This is a genomic window from Clostridioides sp. LIBA-6622, assembly GCF_056716095.1.
The window spans coordinates 3994402-4020521 of record NZ_CP196998.1 but is presented as its reverse complement, the minus strand read 5'-3'; the positions used below and the strand labels follow the sequence as shown (position 1 = coordinate 4020521).

Sequence of the window (26120 nt, the reverse complement as noted above, 5' to 3'; positions counted from 1 at the left end):
AGCTTTTTATCTGAGCATATATGCTAGGATAAAACGGTTGGGCACGTTATAGTCTACTAAGATGTCTGTAAATTAGTTTCTACATTTCATGTGAAACATAATTATTATAGATGAATTAGGGTGGTACCGTGAATAATCTCGCCCCTATGTTAACTCATAGGAGGCGATTTTTTATTATTTCAATGAAATATTTATAAAATTATGAACGATAAAAAAATAGGAGGTAAATAATATGAGCAAACCGAGTTTTTATGTAACAACACCAATATACTATCCAAGTGGAGGACTACACATAGGTCATACTTATTCAACAGTAGCAGCAGATACGATAGCTAGATTTAAGCGTTTTTGTGGATATGATGTAAAGTTCTTGACAGGAACAGATGAGCATGGTGAAAAAATCCAAAAGAAAGCTATAGAACAAGGAATGTCAGAGATAGAATATCTTGATGGGATGATAAAAGACATCAAGGATTTATGGAATACTATGGATATATCTTATGATGATTTTATAAGAACGACAGAAAAAAGACATACAGACATAATACAAAAGATATTTACTAAATTGTATGAGCAAGGCGATATATATAAAGGAGAATATGAAGGTAGATATTGTACTCCTTGTGAGAGTTTCTGGACAGAGTCTCAATTATTAGAAGGAAATAAATGCCCTGATTGTGGAAGAGAAACATACTTAGTAAAAGAAGAATCTTATTTCTTTAGATTATCTAAATATGAAGATAGATTAAAAGAGTTATTTAAGGATGATAGTTTCTGTTTTCCTGCTGCTAGAAAAAATGAAATGGTAGCAAATTTTTTAGATAAAGGATTAGAAGACTTAAGTGTAACAAGAACGACTTTTGACTGGGGTATAAAAGTTCCTTTTGATGAAAAACATGTAATTTATGTATGGGTAGATGCTTTATGTAATTATATAACAGCATTAGGATATATGACTGACAATGATGAAGAGTTTAAAAAATATTGGCCTGCCAATGTTCAAATAGTAGGTAAAGAAATAGTGAGATTCCACACAATAATATGGCCAGCACTTTTAATGGCTTTAGGTCTAGAAATTCCAAAACAAGTATTTGGGCATGGATGGATACTATTTGCTGATGATAAGATGAGTAAATCAAAAGGTAATGTGGTTTATCCAGAACCTATAATAGAAAGATATGGAATAGATACACTTAAATACTTCTTATTAAGAGAGTTTGCATTTGGACAAGATGGAAGCTATACTCACAGAAACTTTGTAACAAGAATAAATTATGATTTAGCAAATGATTTAGGAAATTTAATAAGCAGAACTGTAGCTATGGTTGAAAAGTACAATAATGGTATAATACCAACAGTAAAAGTTTCAACTGATTTTGATGCAGATTTAAAAGAACAAGCTGTATCAACTAGAGAAAATTTTGAAGCTGAAATGGATAAGATGCAATTTCATGAAGCATTAGAGAGTGTATGGAAATTAGTTAGAAGAACTAATAAATATATAGATGAGACTATGCCTTGGGCGCTAGCTAAAGATGAAACTAAGAAAGATGAATTAGATACAGTTTTATATAATTTATGTGAATCTATAAGAATAATTGCTACATTAATAAATCCTATAATGAATGAAACAGCTAATAAGATATATGAGCATATAGGAATAAAAGGTCAAGATGATATAACTACATGGGAAAGTACAAAAACATTTGGACTTATTGGAGAAAATGTAAAGGTATTTAAAGGTGAGCCTTTATTCCCAAGATTAGATGTAGAAAAAGAAATAGAAGAACTAACTAATATGTTTTCTGGGAAACCTCCAGTAGAGGAAAAGCCATTAGAGCATAAAGAAGAAATTACTATTGATGATTTAGACAAAATAGAGCTTAGAGTAGGAAAAATAATAAGTTGTGAAAAGCATCCAAAAGCAAATAAATTATTAGTGTCACAAGTTAAACTTGGTCCAGAAACAAGACAAATAGTATCAGGAATAGCTGAATACTATAAGCCAGAAGACTTGGTAGGTAAAGAGGTTACAGTAGTATGTAACTTAAAGCCAGTTAAATTAAGAGGTGTAGAATCTCAAGGCATGATATTAGCTGCAGGTGATGATGGAGACCCATATGTTCTACCATTTACACAAGGAGCTAAAGATGGATGCGAGGTTCGTTAATAGGCAATTAAACAGTAAGGAGATTAAAAATGTTATTTGACTCACACGCACATTTAAATGATGAAAGTTTTGATGAAGATAGAGATGAACTTATTGGTTCATTAAAAGAAAAAGGTGTAGATTTAGTTGTGAATCCAGGTGCAGATATAGAAACATCAATAACAGCAATTGAGCTAGCAAAAAAGTATGATTTTATATACTCAGCAGTTGGAGTACATCCACATGATGTATCAAAGCTGGATGATACAGCGATAGATACTTTAAGAAAACTTGCAACTGAAAATGAAAAAGTTGTAGCTATTGGAGAAATCGGGTTAGATTATTATTATGATTATTCTCCAAGAGAAGAGCAAAAAGAGTGGTTTAAGAAGCAAATTGAGTTAGCTAATGAGTTAAAACTTCCAATAATAATACATGATAGAGATGCACATGGAGATACTTTTGAGATAATAAAAAGCACTAAAAGCCCTGAAATAGGATGTGTACTCCATTGTTATAGTGGTAATGTGGAATTAGCTAGAGAATATGTTAAAATGGGTTGTTATATATCGATTCCAGGAACAGTTACTTTTAAGAATAACAAGAAAACTAGAGAAGTAGTAAGAGAAATTCCTCTAGAAAGGTTGTTTATAGAGACTGATTCACCATATATGTCACCAGAACCACACAGAGGAAAGAGAAATAATCCTTCTCAAGTAGCTTTTGTTGCTGATAAAATAGCTCAAGAAAAAGGGATATCCTATGAAGAAGTATGCAGAGCTACAAAGGAAAATGCAAAGAAGTTTTTTAATATAGAATAAACAATTAAAATTTATAATGACTTATAAAATTAGAAATTTATAAGTACAAGATGAGTATACCATTCAGTTTGAATGGTATACTTTTTTTATTTTTAGTGGATTATTTTATTTTTTAATATATATTTTCTTAACATTGTTAAAAAAGAATTTACAAGATATCCATTAGACTTAACTGAAACATAATATCTATTTAACTTAAGTTGTTTATTATATTCTTAGATAAGTAAACGAAAGGTAAATTAAGGAGGCAAAATCTTGTATACAGTTGATAGTACGAAGATATTGATAAATATGGATTTAGGGGAACTAGAAAAAATACATTTAATGATAAAAGATATATCAAGCATCTCTATAATCAAAGAACCTAACTTAGCTACAGTAATGGTAAGAGCTAATGAAAGTGTAAATAATACAACCTTTAATTTAGGGGAGATATTAGTTACAGAATGTAGTGTAAAAGTGGATGAAAGTTTAGGTTATGGAATAGTTGCAGAAAATGATGATAAGAAAGTTGTTTATTTAGCAACTATAGATGCAGTTTTACATAGCAACAACACTAAATTTGATGAGCTAAAAAATTATATAAATAAAAGTGTATATGAAGAGAACTTGAGATATGAGCAAAAGATTATTGATGAGTTTAGCTTGATTAATAAAACAAAAGTTCAATTCAATACTATGGATTAAATAGGAGGAGAGTCATGGTAAATTATACACAAGAAATATATAGAAAACTGCTAGATAGTGCTTCATTTCCTGGGAAATTAAATAATATAGATAATATAAATATAGAAAATAATACAAAGCTATTAAATGGAGCAATTGGTATAGCAATTACTCTATTAGACCAAGAGGTTACTTTCTATGTAGAGAATCATACTCAAAAAGATATAAAAAATATAAGAGCACTTACAATGTCAAATCAAGTAGATTATAAAAAGTCAGATTATCTATTTTTAGATATTAACTCAGAAATAGATATACTACAAGTTAGAATAGGCTCTTTTGAATACCCTGATGAAAGTGCAACTATAATACATCAAGTAAATGATTTATCAATAGATTATCAAACTAAGTATATAAAGCTTGATTTAAGTGGCGCTGGTATAAAATCTAAAAATAGTCTCTATATAGATGGAGTTAAAAAAGAATTTTTAGAAAGATTATCTACTATAAATAAAGATTATCCAATAGGAGTAGATTTGATTTTAGTGGATAAAAAGGGAAAACTTGCTTTTATACCAAGGTCATCAAAATTAAGTTGGGAGGTATTATAACAATGGCTTATGTAGCAGTTAAAGGTGGAGAAGAAGCTATATTACAGGCTAAAAATATACTTGAATTTTATAGAGTAAAAGGAGAGAGTTTACCTATAGATGTAAAGCAAATTAAGGAACAAATGTCTTATGCTGTAGACAAAGTAATGTCTGAAGGAAGTTTATATAACAAGGAATTATCTGCATTAGCTATAAAACAAGCTCAAGGTGATATATTAGAAGCATCTTTCTATATAAGAGCTTTAAGGTCAACTATGCCTAGAGTTACATATTCGCAACCTATAAACACAGAAGAAATGAGAATAAAGAGAAGAATATCAGCTACATTTAAAGACATACCAGGAGGACAATATCTTGGAGCAACTAGAGATTATGAGAATAGAATACTAAATGTAGAATTATTAGAAGAAGATGAAAAGAAGAATAGAGATTTTAAAAATAGTTTTATAAATGAATTAGAAAAGGTGGATGAAATACCTAAGTTCACAAAAATATCCAATATATTTAGAGAAGGAAATTTATTGCAAGAAAAAGTGTGTGAAGATAAATCGGAGGAAGTGATAGATGATATCACAAGAAATAGTCTAAGATTTCCAGTTTCTAGGTCGGCAAAATTACAGGCTTTAACTAGAGGTGAAAGTGGAGTAGTATCAGGCTTTGCTTATGCTATTGTAAGAGGATTTGGTGATGAACATCCATATATAAGTGAACTTAGAACAGGTAATGTATCTGTAAAAATAAAACATCCAATCTATGAAGATGAGCAAATAACAATAGGTGATATGTTGGTTACTGAATGTGAAATAGTTTCCAAAAGCTCACAGAATAAGACTGAAAATTCTAAAAGTAATTTGGAAGATAGAAATAAAATGTCTTTAGGATATGGTCTTTGTATGGGGAATAATGAGAATAAGGCTATATCTATGGCTATACTGGATAAATCTTTAGAACCAAATAGCGAAAAACTAGCACAAGATGAAGAATTTGTATTGCTTCATATAGATGGAATAGATTCATTAGGATTTATATCTCACTTTAAACTTCCTCATTATGTAGATTTTAAAGCGGATGTAGAAAGAATAAAATAGTTTATGGAGGTAAGTTTAGGTGATATATAACTATGGTTTTTTAGATGAAAACACAAAAAAGGAAATAAGAAGAAAAATATTAAAAGCAGTATCAATACCTGGTTATCAAGTTCCTTTTGGTTCAAGAGAGTTGCCTATAGCTAAGGGATGGGGTACTGGAGGTCTACAATTAACACTATCCTTAATTGGTAAAAATGATGTAGTAAAAGTAATTGACCAGGGGAGTGATGATTCCACAAATGCTTGTAATATAAGAAGCTTTGTTGCAGATGTAAGTAATGTAGAAACTACAAAAGACACTTTAGAAGCTACATTGATTCAAACAAGACATAGAATACCAGAAGAAAAACTAAAATCTAACCAAATACTGATATTTCAAGTACCAATACCAGAAACACTTAGAATAGTGGAACCTAGTGAAGTCGAAACGAGAAGAATGCATTCAGAAGAAGATTATAGTAGGATGTGGGTATATCTTTATGAAGATATAGTTAGATTTGATGATATATCAATAGCAGCGGAATATCCATGTAAAGTAAACGATAGATATTTAATGAATCCATCTCCAATACCAAGATTTGACATAAAAAAATTAAACATGTCAGACAATTTATTCTTATTTGGTGCAGGAAGAGAAAAAAGGATATACGCAATTCCTCCATATACAAAAGTGGAACCTTTAGAATTTGAAGATTACAAATTTGAAGAGGAAAAATTTGAAGGAAAGTATTGTAGTTTATGTAAAAGTACAAATACATTCTTAGATGAAGTATATGATAGTAACACAAATGAAAAGTACTATAGTTGCTCAGATACAAGTTATTGTGAAAAGGTTAGATTAAGAAATAACGGTGTAAATGTGACAATTGGAGGTGCTTGGAATGAGTAATATAAATAAAACGAAAAGAGTACAAAACATAGACAAGCAAGTATTAATAGGAAGAAATATCAATCTTATTTATGGAGATGGATGCGAAAAGTGTTTTGAAAGTACAGGATATGAAAGCAATAATATATGCAAATACTGTGGTTCTATAGTTGCATGTAATAATGTAAATTTAGAGCTTTATGAGGGAGAAGTCCTTGGTATTGTAGGCGAATCTGGTTCAGGAAAAAGTACATTGCTAAAGATACTGTTTTTCCAAGAACATGCAAATAGCGGAGAAGTATATATATCACATTACGATAAAGATGAAAATGTATTAGAGCTTTCAGACCAGAAAAAGAGATATATAAAGAATCATTTTATGGGTATTGTGTATCAAAATCCTCATCTTGGCTTGAATTTGGACTTTAGCAGTGGTGGGAATATAGCAGAAAAATTATTAATGGCAAATTTGTATAATGTTGAAAAAATAAGAGATAGAGCAAAAGAACTCCTAATAAAAACTAATATACCTGTAGAGAGAATAGACCATAAACCTAAATACTTTAGTGGAGGAATGCAACAGAGAGTTCAAATAGCAAAAGCTCTTTCAAATAACCCTCCAATATTGCTACTAGATGAAGTTACAACAGGCTTAGATGTATCTGTACAAGCAGAAGTATTGGATTTAATAAGAGAGATTCAAAGAGAATTGAAAATTTCTATGGTAGTTGTATCTCATGACTTCGATGTTATCAAGATGCTTGCTGATAGAACAATTGTAATGAAAAATGGAAGTGTGATTGAGTCTGGTCTTACAGACCAAATAATGGAAGACCCACAACACCCATATACTCAGCAACTTATAAATTCACTGTTATAAATATTGTTTGTAAATAAGTAAAATGGGGGCTTTGAATAAAATGAAAGAAACTATACTTAAGGTAAATAATTTTAGTAAAGATTTTGAGTTACATTCATTAAACAAAACTATAAAGGCATGTAATAACATAAGCTTTGAAGTTTCAAAAGGGGAATTCTTAGGAATAATAGGTAAATCTGGAGCAGGGAAATCTACTATATTAAAAAGCATTTATAAAACATACATACCAACAACCGGAGAAATAATATTTAACTCAGAAATATATGGAAATATAGACCTGTCTAAAATTGGAGATAGAGAAATGATAAACCTTAGAAAAAAGGAAATAGGGTATGTATCACAGTTTTTAAAGACTCTGCCACGAATAACTGCAATTGAGTTAGTAGTACATTCATTAATTGAGAGTGGGTTTGAAAAAAAATGTGCATACGATATGGCAAAAGATATACTAAATCAATTTGAAATAAAGGAAAATTTATGGGATGCTTATCCAAATAATTTTTCTGGTGGAGAGAAGTTAAGATTAAATCTTGCTCAAGCAATGGTTAAAAAACCTAGACTTTTATTACTTGATGAGCCAACTGCATCACTTGATAATCAATCTAAAATATATGTAAAAGAAAAAATGTTGGAACTTAAAAGTCAAGGAACTACAATGATAGGAATTTTTCATGACATAGAATTTATGGAAACTGTTATAGATAAGACCTTTACTATGGCAAAAGGAACTATGAGTGAAAGTGGGGTAGCCTAGATGATAAAATTAATTCATAATGCCAATATTGTATTAGAAGATGTAATACTTGAAAATGCTCATTTAATTATAGAAGGAGATACAATAAAAAAAGTATCAAATGATAAGATTGACTATGCATTTGATTTTAATGAGATAGATGAAGTAATAGACGCAAAAAATTTATATGTCATACCTGGTATTATAGATATTCATAGTGATGCTATTGAAAAGGAAATAGAGCCAAGACCGAGTACATTGTTACCATTTAATATGGCATTTTATGAGCTTGATAAAAAACTACCTGCAAATGGAATAACTACAGTTTACCATTCTATATCTTTAGGAGATGGAGTAGGGGTTAGAAGTATTGATAATTCTTTAAAGATGATTGAAAATATTGATTCATATAAAAATATAGATAGTAAGAGTATAAATCATAAAGTACATTTAAGATATGAAGTATTATACCATGAAGGTTTAGATAAAGTTTCAGAATTATTGGAAGAAAATAAAATAGACTATTTATCAATAATGGACCATTCTCCAGGTCAAGGTCAGTATACGAATCCAGCATTTTATAGGGAATATGCTACTAAAGTATGGGGAGTTACGGAAAGTCATGTAGATACATGGTTAGATGGTTTAGTAGATTTACATGATAATTTGGATTGGGATAAAATAGCTAATGTTATAGGAAAAGCAAAAAATAAAAACATAAATATTGCTTCACATGATGATGATACATTGGAAAAAATGGATTTTATAAAAAATATAGGAGTAAGTGTATCTGAATTCCCTATAACTCTTGAGGTAGCAAAGTATTCAAAGAAACTAGGTGTCTTAACTTGCTTGGGTGCACCTAATATTGTAAGGGGCAAATCTCATAATAACAACTTAAAGGCAATGGATGCTATATTGGAAGACTGTTGTGATATTGTTTGTTCAGATTATCTTCCATCAGCTATGATAAAGTCTATGTGTATAGTTGCACAAAAAACTAACAATTTAAGTAAAGCAGTTAATTTATTTACTTCAAATCCAGCTAAGGCAGTTGGTATATATGATGAAAGAGGTAGTATAAAAGAAAATAAAAAGGCGGATTTAGTTTTATTAGATATTGATAGTGAGTATCCAAAGATTTTAAATACTATTGTAAATGGAAATACAGTTTATAAAAGGGAGGTATAAAGATTGATAACAGATTTACATTGTCATACAAGTATATCAGATAATAATTTAACGACAGAAGAGATAATAAAAAAAGCATCAGAAAAGAATATAAATCTATTGGCAATAACAAATCATGATACTCTATCTGGATTAGATGAAGCTCTTGTACTTGGAGAACATTATGGAGTGACAATAATACCAGGTATAGAAATCTCAGCTTATGATTATAAAAATAGAAAAAGAGTTCATATTCTAGGGTATAACATAGATTTAAACAGTCAAGAAATAAAAAGCTTATGTAACCCAATGGTATGCGATAGACATAAAGCATCTGTCAAGATGGTAAATAAAATTATGGATTTAGGATACGAAATATCCCTAGAAGATGTAAAGAAATACTCATCAAAGACTGGAATATTTAAACAGCATATAATGAAAGCTCTTATAGATAAAGGATATACAGATAATATATATTCTAGTCTATATAAAGAATTGTTTCATAGAGGAAATGGCAAAGCATATGTATCCTTAAAGTATGTGGATTATAGAGATGCAATAAAAGCTATAAAGAATTCTGGTGGAATTTGTGTATTAGCCCATCCTGGCCAAATGGACAATTTCAGTGCTATTGAAGATATGGTAAAAGTAGGATTAGATGGTATAGAAGTATATCATCCTTCACACAATAAAGAATTAGAAAAAGAATCACTTTTTTATGCTAAAAAGTACAACTTGGTAATTACAGGAGGTTCAGATTACCATGGGGCTTATTCTCAGCATAACTATGAACTTGGAAGCAAGAGCTTAAATAGAGAAGACTTATTTAAGTTCAGGTTAGCTTTAGGAGGGGTTTTATAAATGTCTTTTTTACAGGTAAAAAATATAAGTAAAAGTTATGGACAAGTCAAGGTGTTAAAAGATATATCTATTGATATTGAAAAAGGAGAGTTTATATGTTTACTAGGTCCAAGTGGTTGTGGTAAAAGTACATTGCTTAGAATAATTGCAGGTCTTGAGGATAAACATGATGGAAAAATAATAATAAATGATAAAGATATGACTAATTCGCCACCTGAAAGTAGAAATTTTGGTATAGTTTTTCAGTCATATGCACTATTTCCAAATATGAATGTTTACAAAAACATAGCTTTTGGGCTAGAAAATAAAAATATAAGTAAACCTAACATCGATAAGAAGGTTAAGGAGGTTTTAGAAGTTGTAGAATTGAGTGGATATGAGAAAAAATATCCATCACAATTATCAGGAGGACAACAACAAAGAGTAGCATTGGCTCGTGCAATTGCTTTAGAACCAGACTTTTTACTTCTTGATGAACCTTTATCTGCATTAGATGCAAAAGTAAGATTGAAACTTAGGGAGCAGATTAGAAGTCTACATAGAAAACTAGGAATTACAACTATAATGGTAACTCATGACCAAGAAGAGGCACTTTGTCTAGCTGACAAAATGGTTGTTATGAATAGAGGAGAAATAGTACAAGTTGGAACTCCAAAAGAAGTGTATAAAAATCCTAACACGCCTTTTGTAGCTGACTTCATAGGAACAATAAATTTCATAGATGATGGGATTAATAAAATAGCGATTAGACCAGAAGATATAAAAGTAGAGTTTAATAAGGACTTGAAAGATAAGGATATAAAAGTGGGTGAGATTTTAGACATTGAATTTAGAGGGTTTAATTATAGAATTACAGTTGAGTATTGTTATAAACAAATGAAGTTAGATGTAGTCTCAAAAGTTGCTGAACAAATGAAACTATGTATAGGTTCTAAAATAAGCTTTAAGATACCTAAAGAAGGAATCGTAGAGTATAAATCAGAGGGATGTGCTTAATAGCTAGGGGTGAATAAATGATAACAACAAAAAATAAAAGAAGAATAGGTGATAGCACGATACAAAAATATTTCTTAGTTTTTTCAGTAATTTTATTAATAGTATTTATATTATTTCCATTAGTATCATTATTAAAAAATGCATTCTTAGATACAAGTGGAAATTTTATAGGATTTTCAAATTTTAGTAAATATATTGAAAACCCAAGTCTTATAGCATCATTTAAAAACTCGATTTTTGTATCTACAGTTTCATCTTTAATATCACTATGTTTAGCATTTATGTATTCGTATGCAATAACAAGAACAAATATAAAGTTTAAGAACTTTTTTAAAACAATGGGGATGTTTCCACTTTTTGCACCAACCATGTTATATGGTATCTCACTTATATACCTTTTTGGAAATAAGGGAATCTTTACTGCAATGGGGTTTGAAGTACAATTATATGGGCCATTAGGAATAATTATTTCTCAGATATTATTTACATTTCCACAAGCATTCTTAATATTATCTGTTGCACTTTCAATGGCAGACTATAGACTTTATGAAGCAGCAGATAGCTTAGGGGCTAGTGAATTTAAGAAGTTCTGTAAAATTACAATTCCAGGGATAAAGTACTCATTGGTGAGTTCATTCTTTGTATCCTTTATATTAGCATTTACAGATTTTGGAGCGGCAAAGGTAGTTGGAGGAAATTATAATGTATTGGCTACTGACATATATAAGCAAGTAGTAGGACAATTTAACATACCAATGGGAGCAACTGTTTCTATGGTAATGTTGATTCCTGTACTAATAGCTTTTACATTAGACAAAATGGCAAGTAAAAAGCAGGGAATGACTATAACTGCAAAATCTATGCCGTATAAAATTAAGGAAAATAAGCTTAGAGATAGAATATTTTTAATAGCATGCAGCCTTATAACTTTATTAATCTTTATTTTGATATTCGTTTCAGTTATAGGTTCAGTTATAAAGTTATGGCCATATAATTTAAGCCTTACAATGGAACATTATACATTTAAAGGTATCTTGGGAAGTGGAATAAAAACTTATTTAAGCAGTTTAAAAATATCAACACTAACAGCAATTTTTGGAACTATATTTGTATTTTTTAGTGCATATATGATAGAAAAGGTAGATAAATTTCCTAAATTAAGACAAACTGCTTACTTTTTATCAATGATACCTATGGCATTGCCTGGATTGGTTTTGGGTATATCATACATAACTTTTTTTAACTCAGCAAATAACCCATTAAATTTTCTATATGGAAGCACAGTAATACTAGTGATAGTAAATATAGTTCATTTCTATTCAGTTTGTTTTATAACTTCAAATTCATCTTTAAAGATGTTGGATAGAGAATATGAATTAGTTGCAAAATCTATAAACATACCATTTTATAAAGTGTTTTTTAATATAACAGTTCCAATGTCTATAACATCAATACTTGAAATAGTAGTATATTATTTTGTAAATTCAATGGTTACTGTTTCAGCATTAATATTTTTATATACTCCTCAAACTCAGACCGCATCAATATCAATACTAAAGCTAGATGAGATAGGATATATAGGACCATCAGCTGCTATGGCAGTATTAGTGCTTTTAACAAATATAATAGTAAGGCTTTTATACGAATTTGTCACAAAGAAATTAAAAAATAACACACAAAAATGGCAACAAAAAGATGTTGCTTAAGGGGAGGTAAAAATGAAATTTAAGAAGCTAGTTTCTTTAGGAGTATTATCTACACTTTTATTGAGTGTAATAACGGGGTGTAGTACTGTCTCATCAGGTTCAGATTCAAAGACTGATAGTAAGACAAAAGGGGATTTAACAATTTATACAGCAATTGAAGAAGATAGTATAGAACCATATCTAGCTACATTTAAAAAACAATATCCAGATATTAAACTAAACATTGTTAGAGCATCAACAGGAGATATAACAGCAAGACTACTTGCTGAAAAAGATAATCCTCAGGCAGATGTTGTATGGGGAGTTGCAGCTACAAGTTTGTTAGTTGCAGATGATCAAGGAATGTTAGAGCCATATGCTCCAAAAGGTTCTGAGGAAATAGAGTCTGCATTTAAGGATGATAAGGAAGTTCCTTCTTGGGTTGGAATAGATGCTTGGATGACAGGTATAACAGTAAATACTAAAGAATTAAAGGATAAAAATATACCAGTTCCTAGTTCTTATGAAGATTTAACAAAATCAGAGTATAAAGGGCTTATATCTATGCCAAACCCATCTTCTTCTGGCACAGGATATTTAACAGTATCAGCGCTTATACAAATTATGGGTGAAGAAAAAGCATGGCAATACATGGATAAATTACATGAAAATATTGGTGTATATACTCAATCTGGTTCAGCTCCAGCTACATCAGCAGCTTCTGGGGAATATCCTATAGGTATATCTTTTGGATATAGAGGTATAAAACTAAAAGAGGAAGGCTATCCAGTAGAAGTTGTATTTCCAAAAGAAGGTTCTGGATGGGATATAGAAGCAAATGCTCTGGTAAAAAAAGAAAATATAAAAGAAGCTTCAAAAGTATTTTTAGATTGGGCAATAAGTAAAGATGCAATGAATGAGTACTCTAAAAATTATGCTGTTACTACTGTTTCTACAGGAAATCCAATACCAGAAGGGTTCCCTAAAAAGCCATTAGAACAAATGATAGATAATGATTTAAAATCAGCAGCAAAAAATAGAGAAGTTATACTAAATAAATGGATATCAAAATATGATGGAAAGACAGAAAAAGAGAGTTAAAGTTATTTGTAGACAATTAACTTAAAATCGACTGTATTAAAATAAAGTGATAATTTACACATATAAAAAGATGAATTCTTATAGGTAGAATTCATCTTTTTATATATGTAAATATTCTATTGATATAAAAATATACTGAATATTACGAAAAGACATTGACATATTGAAACTGTTGATATAAACTTTGAGATAACGATGTTATTTTAAATAACTTAGTTATTAAAAAGGAGGTACATATTATAAGTTATAGCTCAGAATTAACACGGAATAGAATATTAGAATGTGCAAAAGTAGAATTTTTAAATCTTGGATTTCACAATGTAAGTATGAGAAAAATTGCTGATAATGCGAATGTAACTACAGGCGCAATGTACAATCATTTTAAAAATAAAGAGATATTATTTGAGGAATTAGTGTCAAAAACAGCTACTGAATTACTTACATTATTCAAACATCAGCATGATAAATGTTCAATAATCAAATCTTATAATACAGAGAATTCATATAATCTGATGAGTCAAAGTACAGATTGCATACTTGACTTTATATACGATAACTTTGAAGCAATGAAGTTAATTGTATGTAGCTCTCAAGGAACTAGATATGAAGAGTATGTTGAGAGCCTGATTGAAATTGAAGAAGAATCAACTAGAAATATACTTATTAAGTCAGATTCTTATGATATTAAAAAAGATGATTTTTTCATTCATGTTATGTCTTCTTCTTGTATGCATAATATGTTTGAAGCAATCAAACATGATTTATCTAAAGAAGAAGCTATATATTATATGGAAAAGATAAAACATTTTTATTATGCAGGATGGAATGAAATACTAGATTTTAAATTGTAATCAGAAACTTTATATATGAGCATCTCATGTTTAATTATTAAGGAGATATTAAACAGAGGGCTCTTATATTTTAAAGTATAAATGAGAATGAATATCTATATCGATAAAAATACCCATACAAATTAAAAAACTTTATTAAGAATAGAACTATTTTAGTAAAGATAGAAATAAAATCAATAACAAAAATCTATAAACCTTAGGTATTTATTTTCACATGATATGATTATACGTTAGAAGTTTGGAAAGGAGGAAAGAGGAACATATTTAATTTAAATTTAGACTTTAGAAAATGAGTAATTGATTTGTTTTAGTAATTAAGAGAATAATTTGAAATGAGGTGGAGATATGAATAAAAAAGAGTCATTACTTTCAAAGTTATTTTGCTTTGCAGGAAAACATAAGTATATCACTATATTGGGTATGATTTTGTCTGGAATTAGTTCCATTTTAGCCCTTTTACCAATTGCATTTATATGGATATGTGTATCTGAGATATTTAATGTATGGCCTAGTGTAGAATTAGCTCAAAACATTGTATATTATTATGCTTGGATGGCTTTTATTTTTTCAATATTAAGTATATTAGTGTACTTCCTAGCTTTGATTTGTACACATTTTTCAGCTTTTCGTATAGCAAAAAATATTAGGTATTATACATTAAGACATTTGATGAAATTACCTCTTGGATATTTCAATGAATCAGGAAGTGGTAAGTTGCGTAGGATAGTGGATGAAAGTGCTGGACAAACCGAGTCATATTTAGCTCATCAATTACCCGATTTAGTTGGAGCTTTTGTAACACCTATAGCGGCTATTTTTTTCTTGTTTGCATTTAATTGGAGATTAGGAGTGATTAGTATAGCACCTATTGCTATTAGCTTTATATTTTTAATGCAAATGGTTGGGCCAGGTCATTCTGAAAATATTGGTAAATATCAGAGTTCTTTGGAAAATATGAATAATGAAGCGGTAGAATATATCAGGGGTGTACCTGTTGTAAAAATATTTGGGCAGAGTATATTTTCTTTTAAAAAATTTTATAAGGCAATAAATCAATATAAAGATTTTGCACTAAGATATACTATAAAATTTAGGAAACCCATGATATTTTATACTGTATTTATTAACTCAATATCTATATTTTTAGCACTTGGAGGGGCTTTTTTAATAACAATTTCATCTACACCAAAAGAATTCTTAACTGATTTCCTATTCTATCTTTTTTTTACACCAGTATGCCTTAATATGATGAATAAAATTATGTGGACAAGTAAGGAAATAATAATTGCTAAAGATGCTTTAGATAGAATAGATACTATACTTAAAGCAGAACCATTGAAAGAAAAAGAAGTTACTATAAAACCAAGTAAATTTGATATAAGGTTAGAAAATGTATCTTTTGCTTATCCAAATACAAATAATTTTGCACTTTCTAATATCTCATTAAGCATAGAACAAGGAAGTACTGTAGCTCTAGTAGGGCCATCTGGAGGAGGAAAATCTACAGTAGCATCTTTAATTGCAAGGTTTTTTGATACAGCTGAAGGAAGTATAAAAATAGGAGGAATAGATATTAAAGATATTGCAGAGGATGTACTTATGAATAACATATCTTTCGTATTTCAAAATAGTAATTTATTTAAAACCAGTATTTTAGAAAACATCAGAGAAAGCAAGCCAAATGCAACAAAAGAAGAAGTTATGAAAGCTGTAAAGGCAGCTCAATGTGAAGATATTATAGCTAAGTTACCAGATGGGATTGATACGATTGTTGGAGCTAACGGAGTATATCTTTCAGGGGGAGAAGTACAAAGAATTGTTTTGGCAAGGGCTATATTGAAAGATGCTCCTATAATACTTTTGGATGAAGCAACTGCATTTGCAGACCCCGAAAATGAATATGAAATCCAACTTGCCTTTGAAGAACTTGCAAAAGGAAAAACTGTTTTAATGATTGCTCACAGATTATCAACTATACAAAATGCCTCTTTCATCTATTTATTATCAGATGGAAAGATTATAGAAAGTGGAAAACATACAGAGCTTTTAGGCAAAGAGGGTATTTACAAAGGTATGTGGTATGAGTATAAAAAGGCAGCATCATGGAAGATAAAGGAGGTTTGTGTAAATGATTAATTATCTAAAAAATCTATTTTCTCTTAGTGATAATGGAGCTAAGGACCTTTATAAAGCATCTATATCTTGTTGCATTACAAATATAGCTCTCATGGCATCTGTAAGTATTTTATATATTTTCTTAAAAGATACAGTTATGCCAGTTATAGAAGGTAGTATGCTTGTGCTTAATTTACCTATTTATCTGGCATATAGTATTGCTATTTTTATAATTGTATATATTTGCAACTTTATTCAATATAATTCAACCTTTTTAGCCTCATATTCAGAAAGTGCCACTAAAAGAATTACTCTTGCAGAAAAACTTAGAAAATTACCTCTTTCATATTTTGGGAATAAAGATTTATCAGACTTAACAACAACTATTATGGCAGATACAGAGAGCTTAGAAACTGCTTTTTCCCACTATATTCCACAACTTTTTGGAGCAATAGTATCTACTTGTATTGTAAGTATTAGTCTGCTTTTTATAAATTTTAAGATGGGTATCTCACTTATATGGGTTGTACCTATATCTTTTTTATTATTAATTGCAACAAAAAAAATACAAGATAGAGCTAATATTAAAAATAAAAAAATACAATTGATTTATATTGATGGAATTCAAGAATGTATAGATAATGTAAAAGACATAAAATCAAATAATCAAATAGATAAACATATGGATATTATGGAAAAAAAACTTACAGCATATGAAAAATACTCAATAAAATCAGAATTAACTTCAGGAATTTTAGTGACATCTTCACAAATGATACTAAAATTAGGAATAACAACTTCAGTTATAATTGGAGTTACATTGCTTTTAAGAGGAGATGTAGATATATTTATGTTTATTGTATTTATGATGGTTGCAACAAGGATATTTGACCCGCTTTCAGGAGCTTTAATAAATCTAGCTGGTATATATAACTCATTATTGAGAGTAAATAGGATGAATGAGATTGAAAAATATCCTATTCAAGAGGGAGCAATATCTAATAATTATAATGGGTGGGACGTAAACTTTGATAATGTTAAGTTTTCTTATAACCAGGGAGAGAATGTTTTAAATGGGATATCATTTACTGCAAAACAAGGAGAAATTACTGCTCTTGTAGGTGCTTCTGGATGTGGAAAGTCAACTATAGCCAAACTAGCACCAAGATTTTGGGATATTGACAGTGGAAAGATTACACTTGGGGGAGTCGATATATCAAAAGTAGAACCAGAAACTCTGATGAAAAATTATTCTATTGTATTTCAAGATGTACTACTGTTTAATAATACAATCATAGAAAATATCAGAATAGGTAAAAAAGATGCAAGTGATGAAGAAATTTATGAAGTCGCCAAGGCTGCAAGATGTGATGAATTTATAAATAAAATGCCAGATGGATACCAGACAATTATTGGAGAGAATGGATGTATTCTCTCTGGAGGAGAAAGACAGAGAATATCAATAGCACGTGCACTTTTAAAAGATGCCCCAGTAGTTTTGCTTGATGAAGCCACTGCATCTCTTGATATAGAAAATGAATCTCTTATACAAGATGCGATTTCTAAACTTATAAAAAATAAGACTGTCATTGTGATAGCACATAGAATGAGAACCATATCTCAAGCAGATAAGATTATTGTATTAGATGAAGGTAAAATCTCAGAGATAGGAACACACAAAGAGTTATCAAAAAACAATGGTATTTATAGTAGAATGGTAGAGCTACAATTAAAAAGTTCAAATTGGATTCTTGAGTAAAATATATTTTTAAATAAAAATAAATAGCTTAGTACCTTGATTAAATCAAATAAAAACCTTAAAATAAAGAGATGTAAAGAAAAACTAAAAACGAATAAAAGGTGAATTTATATGATAAAAGAAATAATCGTAGTAGAGGGTAGAGATGATGTTACAGCAGTTAAGAGAGCAATAGATGCAGAACTCATAACTACAGGTGGATTTGGATTTCCAAAAGGTGTAATGGAGCGTATAAAATCTGCTAATGAAAGATGTGGTGTCATAATATTTACAGACCCAGACTTTGCAGGTGAAAAAATAAGAAAAAAAATAGCGTCAGAAGTTCCAGGATGTAAACATGCATTTCTACCAAGAGAAGAAGCTAAAAAAGATGGAGATATAGGTATTGAAAATGCTAATCCTAAAAGTATAATAACTGCTTTGAATAAAGTCAGAACTGAAAGTATAGAAAAAAGAAGTGAATTTAAACAAGTTGATTTAATTAGAAATGGCCTTATAGGTAATGAAGATGCATCACTTAGAAGAGATACACTTGGTAAAATACTTGGAATTGGATATGGAAACGCAAAACAATTTTTAAATAGATTGAATAATTATGGAGTTGAAAGAGAAGAATTTATAGATGCATTAAAACAACTCTAAAGTGTAATATTTAGTATGTGAAAAATATTATATAAAATAGATGTGAAATCACGGGTTAATTTAATACAAAATATTTCTAATAAATATTTTGTATTAAATACATACAAATATGTACAATTAAAAAATCAAATCTTAAAATAAGTTAAAAGGAGTAAATGATGGATAGACTATCTTCACATAGTGCAACAAAAGAAGTAGTACAGAAATATAACTTTAAATTTTCAAAGTCTCTAGGTCAAAATTTTTTGATAGATAGTAATATAATTGATAAAATACTAGTTGGAGCCAGAATTAAAGAAGGCGATAATATAATAGAAGTAGGGCCTGGTATAGGTACACTTACTCGTGAAATGGGTAAAGTAGCAGAAAAAGTAGTGGCTATAGAAATTGACAGGAATTTAATCCCTATACTAAAGGACACTTTGTCAGATTTAGATAACACAGAGGTAGTAAACAAAGATATATTAAAAGTAGATATACAAGAACTAATAAAAGATAAATTAAATGGTGGACCAGTTAAACTTGTGGCAAATCTTCCATATTATATAACCACACCAATAGTTATGAAATTTTTAGAAGAAGATATACCTGTAACAGATATAGTGGTCATGGTTCAAAAAGAAGTTGCAGATAGAATGAATGCTATGCCAAGTACTAAAGATTATGGTGCACTATCTATAGCTGTTCAATATTATTGTGAAACAGAGATTGTGGCAAAAGCTCCAAGACATATGTTTATACCACAACCTAATGTAGATTCTACAGTCATAGGTCTACATGTAAGAGCTGAAAAAAAATATGATGTTCATAATGAAGAGTTATTTTTTAAAACAGTAAAAGCGTCTTTTGGGCAAAGAAGAAAAACTCTTCTCAATTCGTTGGGAGGTCTTGGTTTTCTTAATAAAGATGAAATAAGAGAAATATTAAAAGAAGCTAATATAGACGAGAAAAGAAGAGGTGAAACTCTTAGTATAGAAGAGTTTGCAGTTCTCTCAAATATAATAAATACAAAAGTATCTTCTAAATAGAAGGTACTTTTTTTTATTTTATTAACATATATTGTTTAGAGAAACTGTGTTAAGGGGGGATTGCAGTGGGTTCTAAAAGAAAGTTTAAAAGAGACTATATAATACTAGAAGCTAAAGACATAAACTTTAGATACAAAGAACGAGTACTGCCAAAAGCTTTTGCAAAAGTTGAAGTAAATGATGAAAAAGCAATTATTGCATTATATGTAGAAAATCTAAAATATGTTAAAGATGGGTATAAAGCAGTGGCAATAAAAGGTGACCATGGATTAATAGACTTAGGAAATATAATTTTAAATGAACAAGGGAGAGGTGAATTTGTCTTAGACTTAGAAGATTATGATGATGAAATAAAAGGTATTGCATTGTTGTATGGGAGAAACATACCTTTAATTGGATTTAAGGGAAATAAGATTGAAAATTATGAGGACATATTATTTCAAGAGATAGAAGATGAAGAAGAGTATGAAGAATTGGAAGACGATGAAGAATATGAAGAGTTAGATGCTGAGGAGGAAAGTGATAGAGAAGAAGAAAACGACAATGAAGAAGAGTATATTATAGAAGAATATGATGAAGATGAGTACGAAGATTATTGGGAAGATGATGAATCTGTTGAGGATGTAGAGTTAAAAGCAAGAACGGACATAGAAGATTCTAGTGACGAGGAAATAGAAGAATTTAATAACTATAAGGAAATAGAAAATTATAATAAGGTTAAAGCACAAGAAGAATATAGAGATATGGAATATGATGAGGAATATGACGAAGATGATGAAGAAGATTTTGAAATAAATAGAGAAGAAGAATCTACTATTACTTCAAAAACTACTAAATCAAAGAAATCTCAGAAAGAACAAAATAATATTGAAAAAATAAAAAGAGCCAATGGAGTAAGTCAAGGAGATAGTGGAAATAAACAAGCTGGAACATTACTTATGCCTAGACAAATAAAGAAAGGTTTGAAACTATTCAGAGAGGTAAAACCTTTTACAACAGATTATATAGATAAGACAAGATGGTGGAAAATAGAGATAAACCCTACAACTTTATGTGGATATACAATGCCTCATTTAGGATATTTAAATGTGTTGAATTATACTATGTATAGTGATGCAGTATTGAATTCATATAAATATAGACATTACTTATTTGGAGTTCAATATGATGAGTATAATAAAAGAAAACATTATATTTATGCCATCCCAGGAAATAGAAGTGAACAACCAGATAATGGAAGTACAGGATTTTTAAGATATCAAGCTTGTGATAATAGAACAAATAGTTTAGGATATTGGTTATGTTTTATAGATTCTAGACAAAGAAATATAGTTAGATAGAAATAATAAAAATAATAAAAATGCAAGGATTTAGCTCCAACTTTCATTTTACTAAAATAAATTAACGAAAGTAATATAAAAACTTAAAAACTATTGATAATATTTAAATATTACACTACAATATATGTTGAAATACCTATTATATTATGGAGGAAAATTATGATAAACGAGCAAAGAATTTTAAACGAGTTCCTTGAATTAATACAGATAGACAGTTTATCTTTAAAAGAGGGGAATGTTGCTAAAGTATTAGTTAAAAAATTAGAAGAAATAGGTTGTTCAGTTGTAGTAGATAATGCTGGTGAGAGAACAAATGGAGAAACTGGCAATATAATAGCTACATTAAAGGGAAACAAAGAAGGTAATAAAATATTATTTAGTTCACATATGGACACAGTAACTCCAGGTATAGGAGTAAAACCTATAGTGGATGAAGCAAATGGAATAATAAAAAGTGATGGTACTACAATATTAGGTTCTGATGATAAAGCAGGTATAGCAGCTATATTAGAAGGCTTAAGATATATAAAAGAAAATAATATAGAACATACTGATATACAAGTTGTATTCTCTATATGTGAAGAATGTGGATTAGTTGGGGCTAAAAATTTAGACTATGGAAAAATAGATTCTAAATATGCTTTTGTATTAGATAGTGGAGGTTCTCCTGGAGAAATAATAGTAAAAGCTCCTGCACAAGATGTAATAAACGTTAAGATATTAGGAAAGACTGCTCATGCAGGTCTTGAACCTGAAGCTGGTATAAGTGCTATAATGGTGGCAGCTAGAGCAATAGAAAATATGAGTTTACTTAGAATAGATGAAGAAACAACTGCTAACATAGGAATTATAAATGGTGGAACAGCTACGAACATAGTAACAGGTGAAGTTAATATAGTTGCAGAAGCTAGAAGCTTAAAAGAAGATAAATTAGATGTTCAAACTAAACATATGGTAGATACTTTTGAAAAAGCTGCCAAAGATTTTGGAGCTCAAATTGAGATAGATGTAAACAGAGCATATACTCCAATAGATGTTAGTGAAGATTCTGAAATAATAAAGCTTGCAAAGAAAGCTTTTTCAAACTTAGGTATAGAAGGTCATACTGAATCTACAGGAGGAGGTAGTGATACAAATATATTAAGTAAAAATGGTATTGAAGCTATAACTTTAGGAATAGGTATGAAGAATGCTCATACATTAAGTGAACATATAGCTATAAAAGACTTATATGATTCTGCTAAAATGGTAGTAGAGATAATAAAAGAAGCATAAATTTAAATAATAGTGTATAATATATATATCGCCTAGCTTAAGCTAGGTGATTTTTCATTTTATAGAAGATTGATAATCTTTATTGAAAGTAAAGAGTATACATTTGCATATAATAGTAGGTTTAATTTATGTACAGATGTGTGTTTTTGATATAATAAGTTGTTTTATAAGGAGGAGTAAAAATGGAGACAAGGTATGATGAAGCAAATAAAATAACAATACAATCAATACTTTGGAATATAGCATTAACAATAATTAAGATGATAGCTGGGATTATTGGTAATTCTAGTGCAATGATTGCAGATGGATTACATTCAGCATCAGATATCATAAGTTCGATAGGAGTATTAATAGGTAATTATGTATCTTCTAGACCCGGAGATAGAGAACATAATTATGGGCATGAGAAAGCAGAGACATTGGTATCATTCGTATTATCAATATTACTTATATTTGTTTCTATAACAATAGGTATAGAGGCAATTAAATCTTTATTTAACTTAGATGCACTACATGTCCCATCAATATTACCATTAGTAGTATCAGTTATTTCAATCTTGATAAAAGAGTATCAATATAGAATAACGATAAAAGTTGCTAAAAAGATAAATTCTCCAGCTTTAAAAGCTGATGCTTGGCATCATAGGTCAGATGCATTATCTTCAGTAGCTGCCTTTATAGGAATAGGAGGTTCTATTTTAGGGTTTAAACCTTTAGACCCAATTGCATCAGTTGTAGTGGCTATCTTTGTAGCTAAGGTAGGAATCAATATACTTATAAGTTCTGTTAATGAATTGATGGATGTTTCAGTTGATGAAGAAGAAATAAAAGAATTAAATTATATCGTAGCAGATACAGAAGGTGTTAAGAATCTAGGAGATATAAAGACTAGAAAACATGGAGCTATGGCGTATGTGGATTTGACTATATGTGTCGATGAAAACTTGACAGTTAAGCAAGGTCATGATATTGCCACTAAACTGGAAAAACATATAATAAAACATATGGAATTTGTAAAAGGAATAACGGTTCACGTTGAACCATGTACTAATTGTCAAGGAAATAAGTGTAATAAATAATTAAACCTTAAAAAAAAGTGTAAAAAGTTATATAATTGTTTTATGATTATAAACTCTAGGGGTGGTTAAATGAGTAAGAAAAGAAAACTAAAGAAAAAAGCTGCGATATTAATAGGAGTGGTTGTTTTCTTTATAATATACTTTATATCCTTCAAAATAGGCTTGAATATGGAAAAGGATAAAAGTGAAGTTCCAAAGAAGGTAGAAACAGAAGAAGAAGATACTAGGTCTTTAATGACTCAAATAAAAGAGAAGAAGAAGATTTATATATCAGACAAGAATATAGAAAACATAAAGATTGAAGAAGATATGTGGGATGAGATAAAGTTCTTTTTCTCAGATTTTAAGAAGGTAAGAAATACTGCATCTTCTTATGAGGCAGTTTATGAAGGATATTCTGATGATGGTGTTAAGTTTTCTACAGACCTTAATTTCTTTAGAGTATATACTGTAAACAAGGAAGAATATTATAAAGTTCCAGTTGATTCTAAGAATGCCTTTAAGAAGCTTTTAGATGAAAGTATATACACTTCGTTTGACCTTTTAAGTCACTATAAAGATTGGAAAGAAGTGACTATAGCTCATGGAAAAGAAATTAAAAAAGTTCATAGATGGAAGTTTGATGATTTAGCACATAAGATGATTTCAAAGAGGGTTGTAGGGAAAGTTCAGCCTGAGAAAAGCAAGGAAAGAAGTGAGTATAACTTTACTATAAATATAAAAGGTGATAATTTTGCTGTAAAAGTTGAAACAATGGGAAAAGATTATGTGAAAGTCACTTCTAAGAAAACTGTATCTTACTATGAGGTTCATACAAGTTTGTTTGATTATCTTAAAAATGAGATATTCGAAATTGGAAAGAAATAGAATTTTAAGAAGGCTATCAAATTATAGATTTGATAGCCTAAATTACTTTTTATATATTATTTTTCAATCAATAAGTCTGCAACTTTATAAATCGGACCAGCACCAGCAGTTATTACTAAATCATTATCATTAACATTTTCACGTAAATATTTCACTATATCTTCAAATTCTTTTATGTAGATAGCATCTACATTGTTTTGATATAACTTTTCAACTAAGTCTTTAGAATGTATATCTCCTGGGTCTTTCTCCCTAGCAGCATATATATCTGTTATTATAACTTTATCAGCAGCATAGAATGCTTCTGAGAATTCGCCTAAAAGAGATTTTGTTCTAGTATAAGTATGTGGCTGGAAGATACACCATAAAGTAGATTTTTTTAATTTTTTAGCAGCAGCTAAAGTAGCTTTTAATTCAGTTGGATGATGTGCATAATCATCTATTACTAAAGCATTCTTATAATATCCTTTTGTTTCAAATCTTCTTCCTACACCTTTATAAATTTTTATATTTTTTCTTATAGTCTCTAAATCAATACCAGAAACAAGAGCTGCCATTATAGCAGAAGATGCATTGTATATGTTATGAAGACCATATACAGAAAGTTCAAATTCTCCTAAGTCTTTTCCTTGATATTCTATTCTAAATATTCCATGACCACCATTGTCAAAGTGAATATCTTTTATTACAGCATCATTATCAGAGTCTCTACCATATTTTATAATAGTAGCTTTAACATCGTATAATATGTCATCAACATTTTCATCATCACCATTTATTATGAAATAGCCATCTGGAGGTAATAGTTTACCAAATTTGTTAAAAGAAGCCTTAATTTCATCTATACCAGAGAAATAATCAAGATGGTCTTCCTCAACATTTAAGACTATAGATATTTTAGGGTTAAAATTAAGGAAGCTATCTACATATTCACATGCTTCAGTTATAAAATGGTCAGAATTACCTATCTTAACATTACCACCTATCATACTTAAGTTACCACCAACTAATATAGTTGGGTCTAAATCTGCATATTCAAAGATTGTAGATAGCATAGATGTTGTAGAAGTCTTTCCATGTGTTCCAGAAACTGCTATAGAGTTCTTATATTCCCTCATGATTTGGCCTAAAAAAGTAGCTCTGTTCATTACTAATTTATTTTTTTCTTTAGCAGCTATAAGTTCTTCGTTGTCTGGATGAACCGCTGCTGTATAAACAACCATATTTACATTATCTGATATATTCTCTTTTTTCTGACCAATATAGATTGTTGCACCTTGGTCTCTAAGTTTGTCTAATAGGTATGATTCGTTTGAATCCGAACCTGAAACTTGGTAACCTTTATTGATACATATTTCAGCTAATGCACTCATGCTGATACCGCCAATTCCTATAAAGTGTATATTCATAATAAAACCACCTTTCTTTTTAATTAAGTCCTACAATATGAACTATTTTTGTGGTATAATAATATAATGTTCAATATTTTATAATTAATATGCATATAATATTATATGTATTTTATTTTTGAATAT

Annotated in this window: 23 protein-coding genes and 1 other annotated feature (1 of these 24 running past the window's edge); of the genes, 22 read left to right on the top strand and 1 reads right to left on the bottom strand. The window is 29.4% G+C overall.

Annotated features, from left to right (window positions below; genetic code table 11):
* Nucleotides 1-149, top strand: a binding site (T-box leader) (it extends 99 nt beyond the left edge of the window).
* Nucleotides 150-232: 83 nt separating this feature from the next.
* The 22 genes from metG to ACTG47_RS18630 all read left to right on the top strand — a co-directional run bounded on the left by metG (nucleotide 233) and on the right by ACTG47_RS18630 (nucleotide 24585).
* Nucleotides 233-2170 (top strand): methionine--tRNA ligase, encoded by a 1938-nt coding sequence (gene metG / locus ACTG47_RS18735; protein WP_479925666.1) that lies wholly within the window; start codon nucleotides 233-235, stop codon nucleotides 2168-2170.
* Nucleotides 2171-2199: 29 nt separating this feature from the next.
* Nucleotides 2200-2970 (top strand): TatD family hydrolase, encoded by a 771-nt coding sequence (locus tag ACTG47_RS18730; protein ID WP_169468764.1) that lies wholly within the window; start codon nucleotides 2200-2202, stop codon nucleotides 2968-2970.
* Between the two features lie 255 nt (nucleotides 2971-3225).
* A complete protein-coding gene (gene phnG / locus ACTG47_RS18725; protein WP_479925665.1) occupies nucleotides 3226-3657 on the top strand; it encodes a phosphonate C-P lyase system protein PhnG in 432 nt (143 codons plus the stop codon).
* A gap of 14 nt (nucleotides 3658-3671) precedes the next feature.
* The gene (gene phnH, locus ACTG47_RS18720; RefSeq protein WP_479925664.1) at nucleotides 3672-4247 is read left to right on the top strand and encodes a phosphonate C-P lyase system protein PhnH; all 576 of its coding nucleotides are present in this window, start codon (nucleotides 3672-3674) and stop codon (nucleotides 4245-4247) included.
* A gap of 2 nt (nucleotides 4248-4249) precedes the next feature.
* The gene (locus ACTG47_RS18715) at nucleotides 4250-5335 is read left to right on the top strand and encodes a carbon-phosphorus lyase complex subunit PhnI (protein WP_479925663.1); all 1086 of its coding nucleotides are present in this window, start codon (nucleotides 4250-4252) and stop codon (nucleotides 5333-5335) included.
* Between the two features lie 19 nt (nucleotides 5336-5354).
* Nucleotides 5355-6224 carry an alpha-D-ribose 1-methylphosphonate 5-phosphate C-P-lyase PhnJ gene (locus tag ACTG47_RS18710; protein WP_479925662.1) on the top strand — a complete coding sequence of 290 codons (870 nt, stop codon included), beginning with the start codon at nucleotides 5355-5357 and terminating at the stop codon, nucleotides 6222-6224.
* On the top strand, nucleotides 6217-7083 hold the full coding sequence (locus tag ACTG47_RS18705) for an ATP-binding cassette domain-containing protein (RefSeq protein WP_479925661.1): 867 nt from the start codon (nucleotides 6217-6219) through the stop codon (nucleotides 7081-7083). Before ACTG47_RS18710 ends, ACTG47_RS18705 begins: the two co-directional genes overlap by 8 nt.
* Before the next feature lie 40 nt (nucleotides 7084-7123).
* Nucleotides 7124-7837, top strand: coding sequence for an ATP-binding cassette domain-containing protein (locus tag ACTG47_RS18700; RefSeq protein ID WP_169468776.1), 714 nt, complete (start codon nucleotides 7124-7126; stop codon nucleotides 7835-7837).
* Nucleotides 7838-9007, top strand: coding sequence for an alpha-D-ribose 1-methylphosphonate 5-triphosphate diphosphatase (locus ACTG47_RS18695; protein ID WP_479925660.1), 1170 nt, complete (start codon nucleotides 7838-7840; stop codon nucleotides 9005-9007). It begins immediately after the preceding gene.
* A gap of 3 nt (nucleotides 9008-9010) precedes the next feature.
* Nucleotides 9011-9847 carry a PHP domain-containing protein gene (locus ACTG47_RS18690; RefSeq protein WP_479925659.1) on the top strand — a complete coding sequence of 279 codons (837 nt, stop codon included), beginning with the start codon at nucleotides 9011-9013 and terminating at the stop codon, nucleotides 9845-9847.
* Complete coding sequence (locus tag ACTG47_RS18685; RefSeq protein ID WP_479925658.1) at nucleotides 9848-10843, top strand: ABC transporter ATP-binding protein; 996 nt, start codon at nucleotides 9848-9850, stop codon at nucleotides 10841-10843.
* 17 nt (nucleotides 10844-10860) lie between these two features.
* Complete coding sequence (locus ACTG47_RS18680; RefSeq protein WP_479925657.1) at nucleotides 10861-12549, top strand: putative 2-aminoethylphosphonate ABC transporter permease subunit; 1689 nt, start codon at nucleotides 10861-10863, stop codon at nucleotides 12547-12549.
* Between the two features lie 12 nt (nucleotides 12550-12561).
* Nucleotides 12562-13629, top strand: coding sequence for a putative 2-aminoethylphosphonate ABC transporter substrate-binding protein (locus ACTG47_RS18675; RefSeq protein ID WP_479925656.1), 1068 nt, complete (start codon nucleotides 12562-12564; stop codon nucleotides 13627-13629).
* 200 nt (nucleotides 13630-13829) lie between these two features.
* Complete coding sequence (locus ACTG47_RS18670) at nucleotides 13830-14480, top strand: TetR/AcrR family transcriptional regulator (RefSeq protein WP_479927097.1); 651 nt, start codon at nucleotides 13830-13832, stop codon at nucleotides 14478-14480.
* A 345-nt stretch (nucleotides 14481-14825) separates the two neighbouring features.
* Nucleotides 14826-16616, top strand: a complete 1791-nt coding sequence (locus tag ACTG47_RS18665; RefSeq protein WP_479925655.1) for an ABC transporter ATP-binding protein — start codon at nucleotides 14826-14828, stop codon at nucleotides 16614-16616.
* Nucleotides 16609-18354 carry an ABC transporter ATP-binding protein gene (locus ACTG47_RS18660; protein ID WP_479925654.1) on the top strand — a complete coding sequence of 582 codons (1746 nt, stop codon included), beginning with the start codon at nucleotides 16609-16611 and terminating at the stop codon, nucleotides 18352-18354. The genes ACTG47_RS18665 and ACTG47_RS18660 overlap by 8 nt, the downstream gene beginning before the upstream one ends.
* Before the next feature lie 111 nt (nucleotides 18355-18465).
* A complete protein-coding gene (gene rnmV, locus ACTG47_RS18655) occupies nucleotides 18466-18996 on the top strand; it encodes a ribonuclease M5 (protein WP_479925653.1) in 531 nt (176 codons plus the stop codon).
* 158 nt (nucleotides 18997-19154) lie between these two features.
* Nucleotides 19155-20024 carry a 16S rRNA (adenine(1518)-N(6)/adenine(1519)-N(6))-dimethyltransferase RsmA gene (gene rsmA, locus ACTG47_RS18650; protein WP_169468794.1) on the top strand — a complete coding sequence of 290 codons (870 nt, stop codon included), beginning with the start codon at nucleotides 19155-19157 and terminating at the stop codon, nucleotides 20022-20024.
* Nucleotides 20025-20089: 65 nt separating this feature from the next.
* A complete protein-coding gene (locus tag ACTG47_RS18645; protein WP_169468796.1) occupies nucleotides 20090-21364 on the top strand; it encodes a hypothetical protein in 1275 nt (424 codons plus the stop codon).
* 159 nt (nucleotides 21365-21523) lie between these two features.
* Nucleotides 21524-22639 (top strand): M20/M25/M40 family metallo-hydrolase, encoded by a 1116-nt coding sequence (locus tag ACTG47_RS18640; RefSeq protein ID WP_169468798.1) that lies wholly within the window; start codon nucleotides 21524-21526, stop codon nucleotides 22637-22639.
* A 182-nt stretch (nucleotides 22640-22821) separates the two neighbouring features.
* Nucleotides 22822-23718, top strand: a complete 897-nt coding sequence (locus tag ACTG47_RS18635; RefSeq protein ID WP_169468800.1) for a cation diffusion facilitator family transporter — start codon at nucleotides 22822-22824, stop codon at nucleotides 23716-23718.
* A 69-nt stretch (nucleotides 23719-23787) separates the two neighbouring features.
* On the top strand, nucleotides 23788-24585 hold the full coding sequence (locus tag ACTG47_RS18630) for a hypothetical protein (RefSeq protein WP_479925652.1): 798 nt from the start codon (nucleotides 23788-23790) through the stop codon (nucleotides 24583-24585).
* A gap of 56 nt (nucleotides 24586-24641) precedes the next feature.
* On the opposite strand, the gene murC is transcribed toward ACTG47_RS18630, so the two are convergent.
* Nucleotides 24642-25994: a UDP-N-acetylmuramate--L-alanine ligase gene (gene murC, locus ACTG47_RS18625; protein ID WP_169468804.1), complete on the bottom strand. Its 1353-nt coding sequence runs from the start codon at nucleotides 25992-25994 to the stop codon at nucleotides 24642-24644.
* Nucleotides 25995-26120 lie beyond the last annotated feature (126 nt).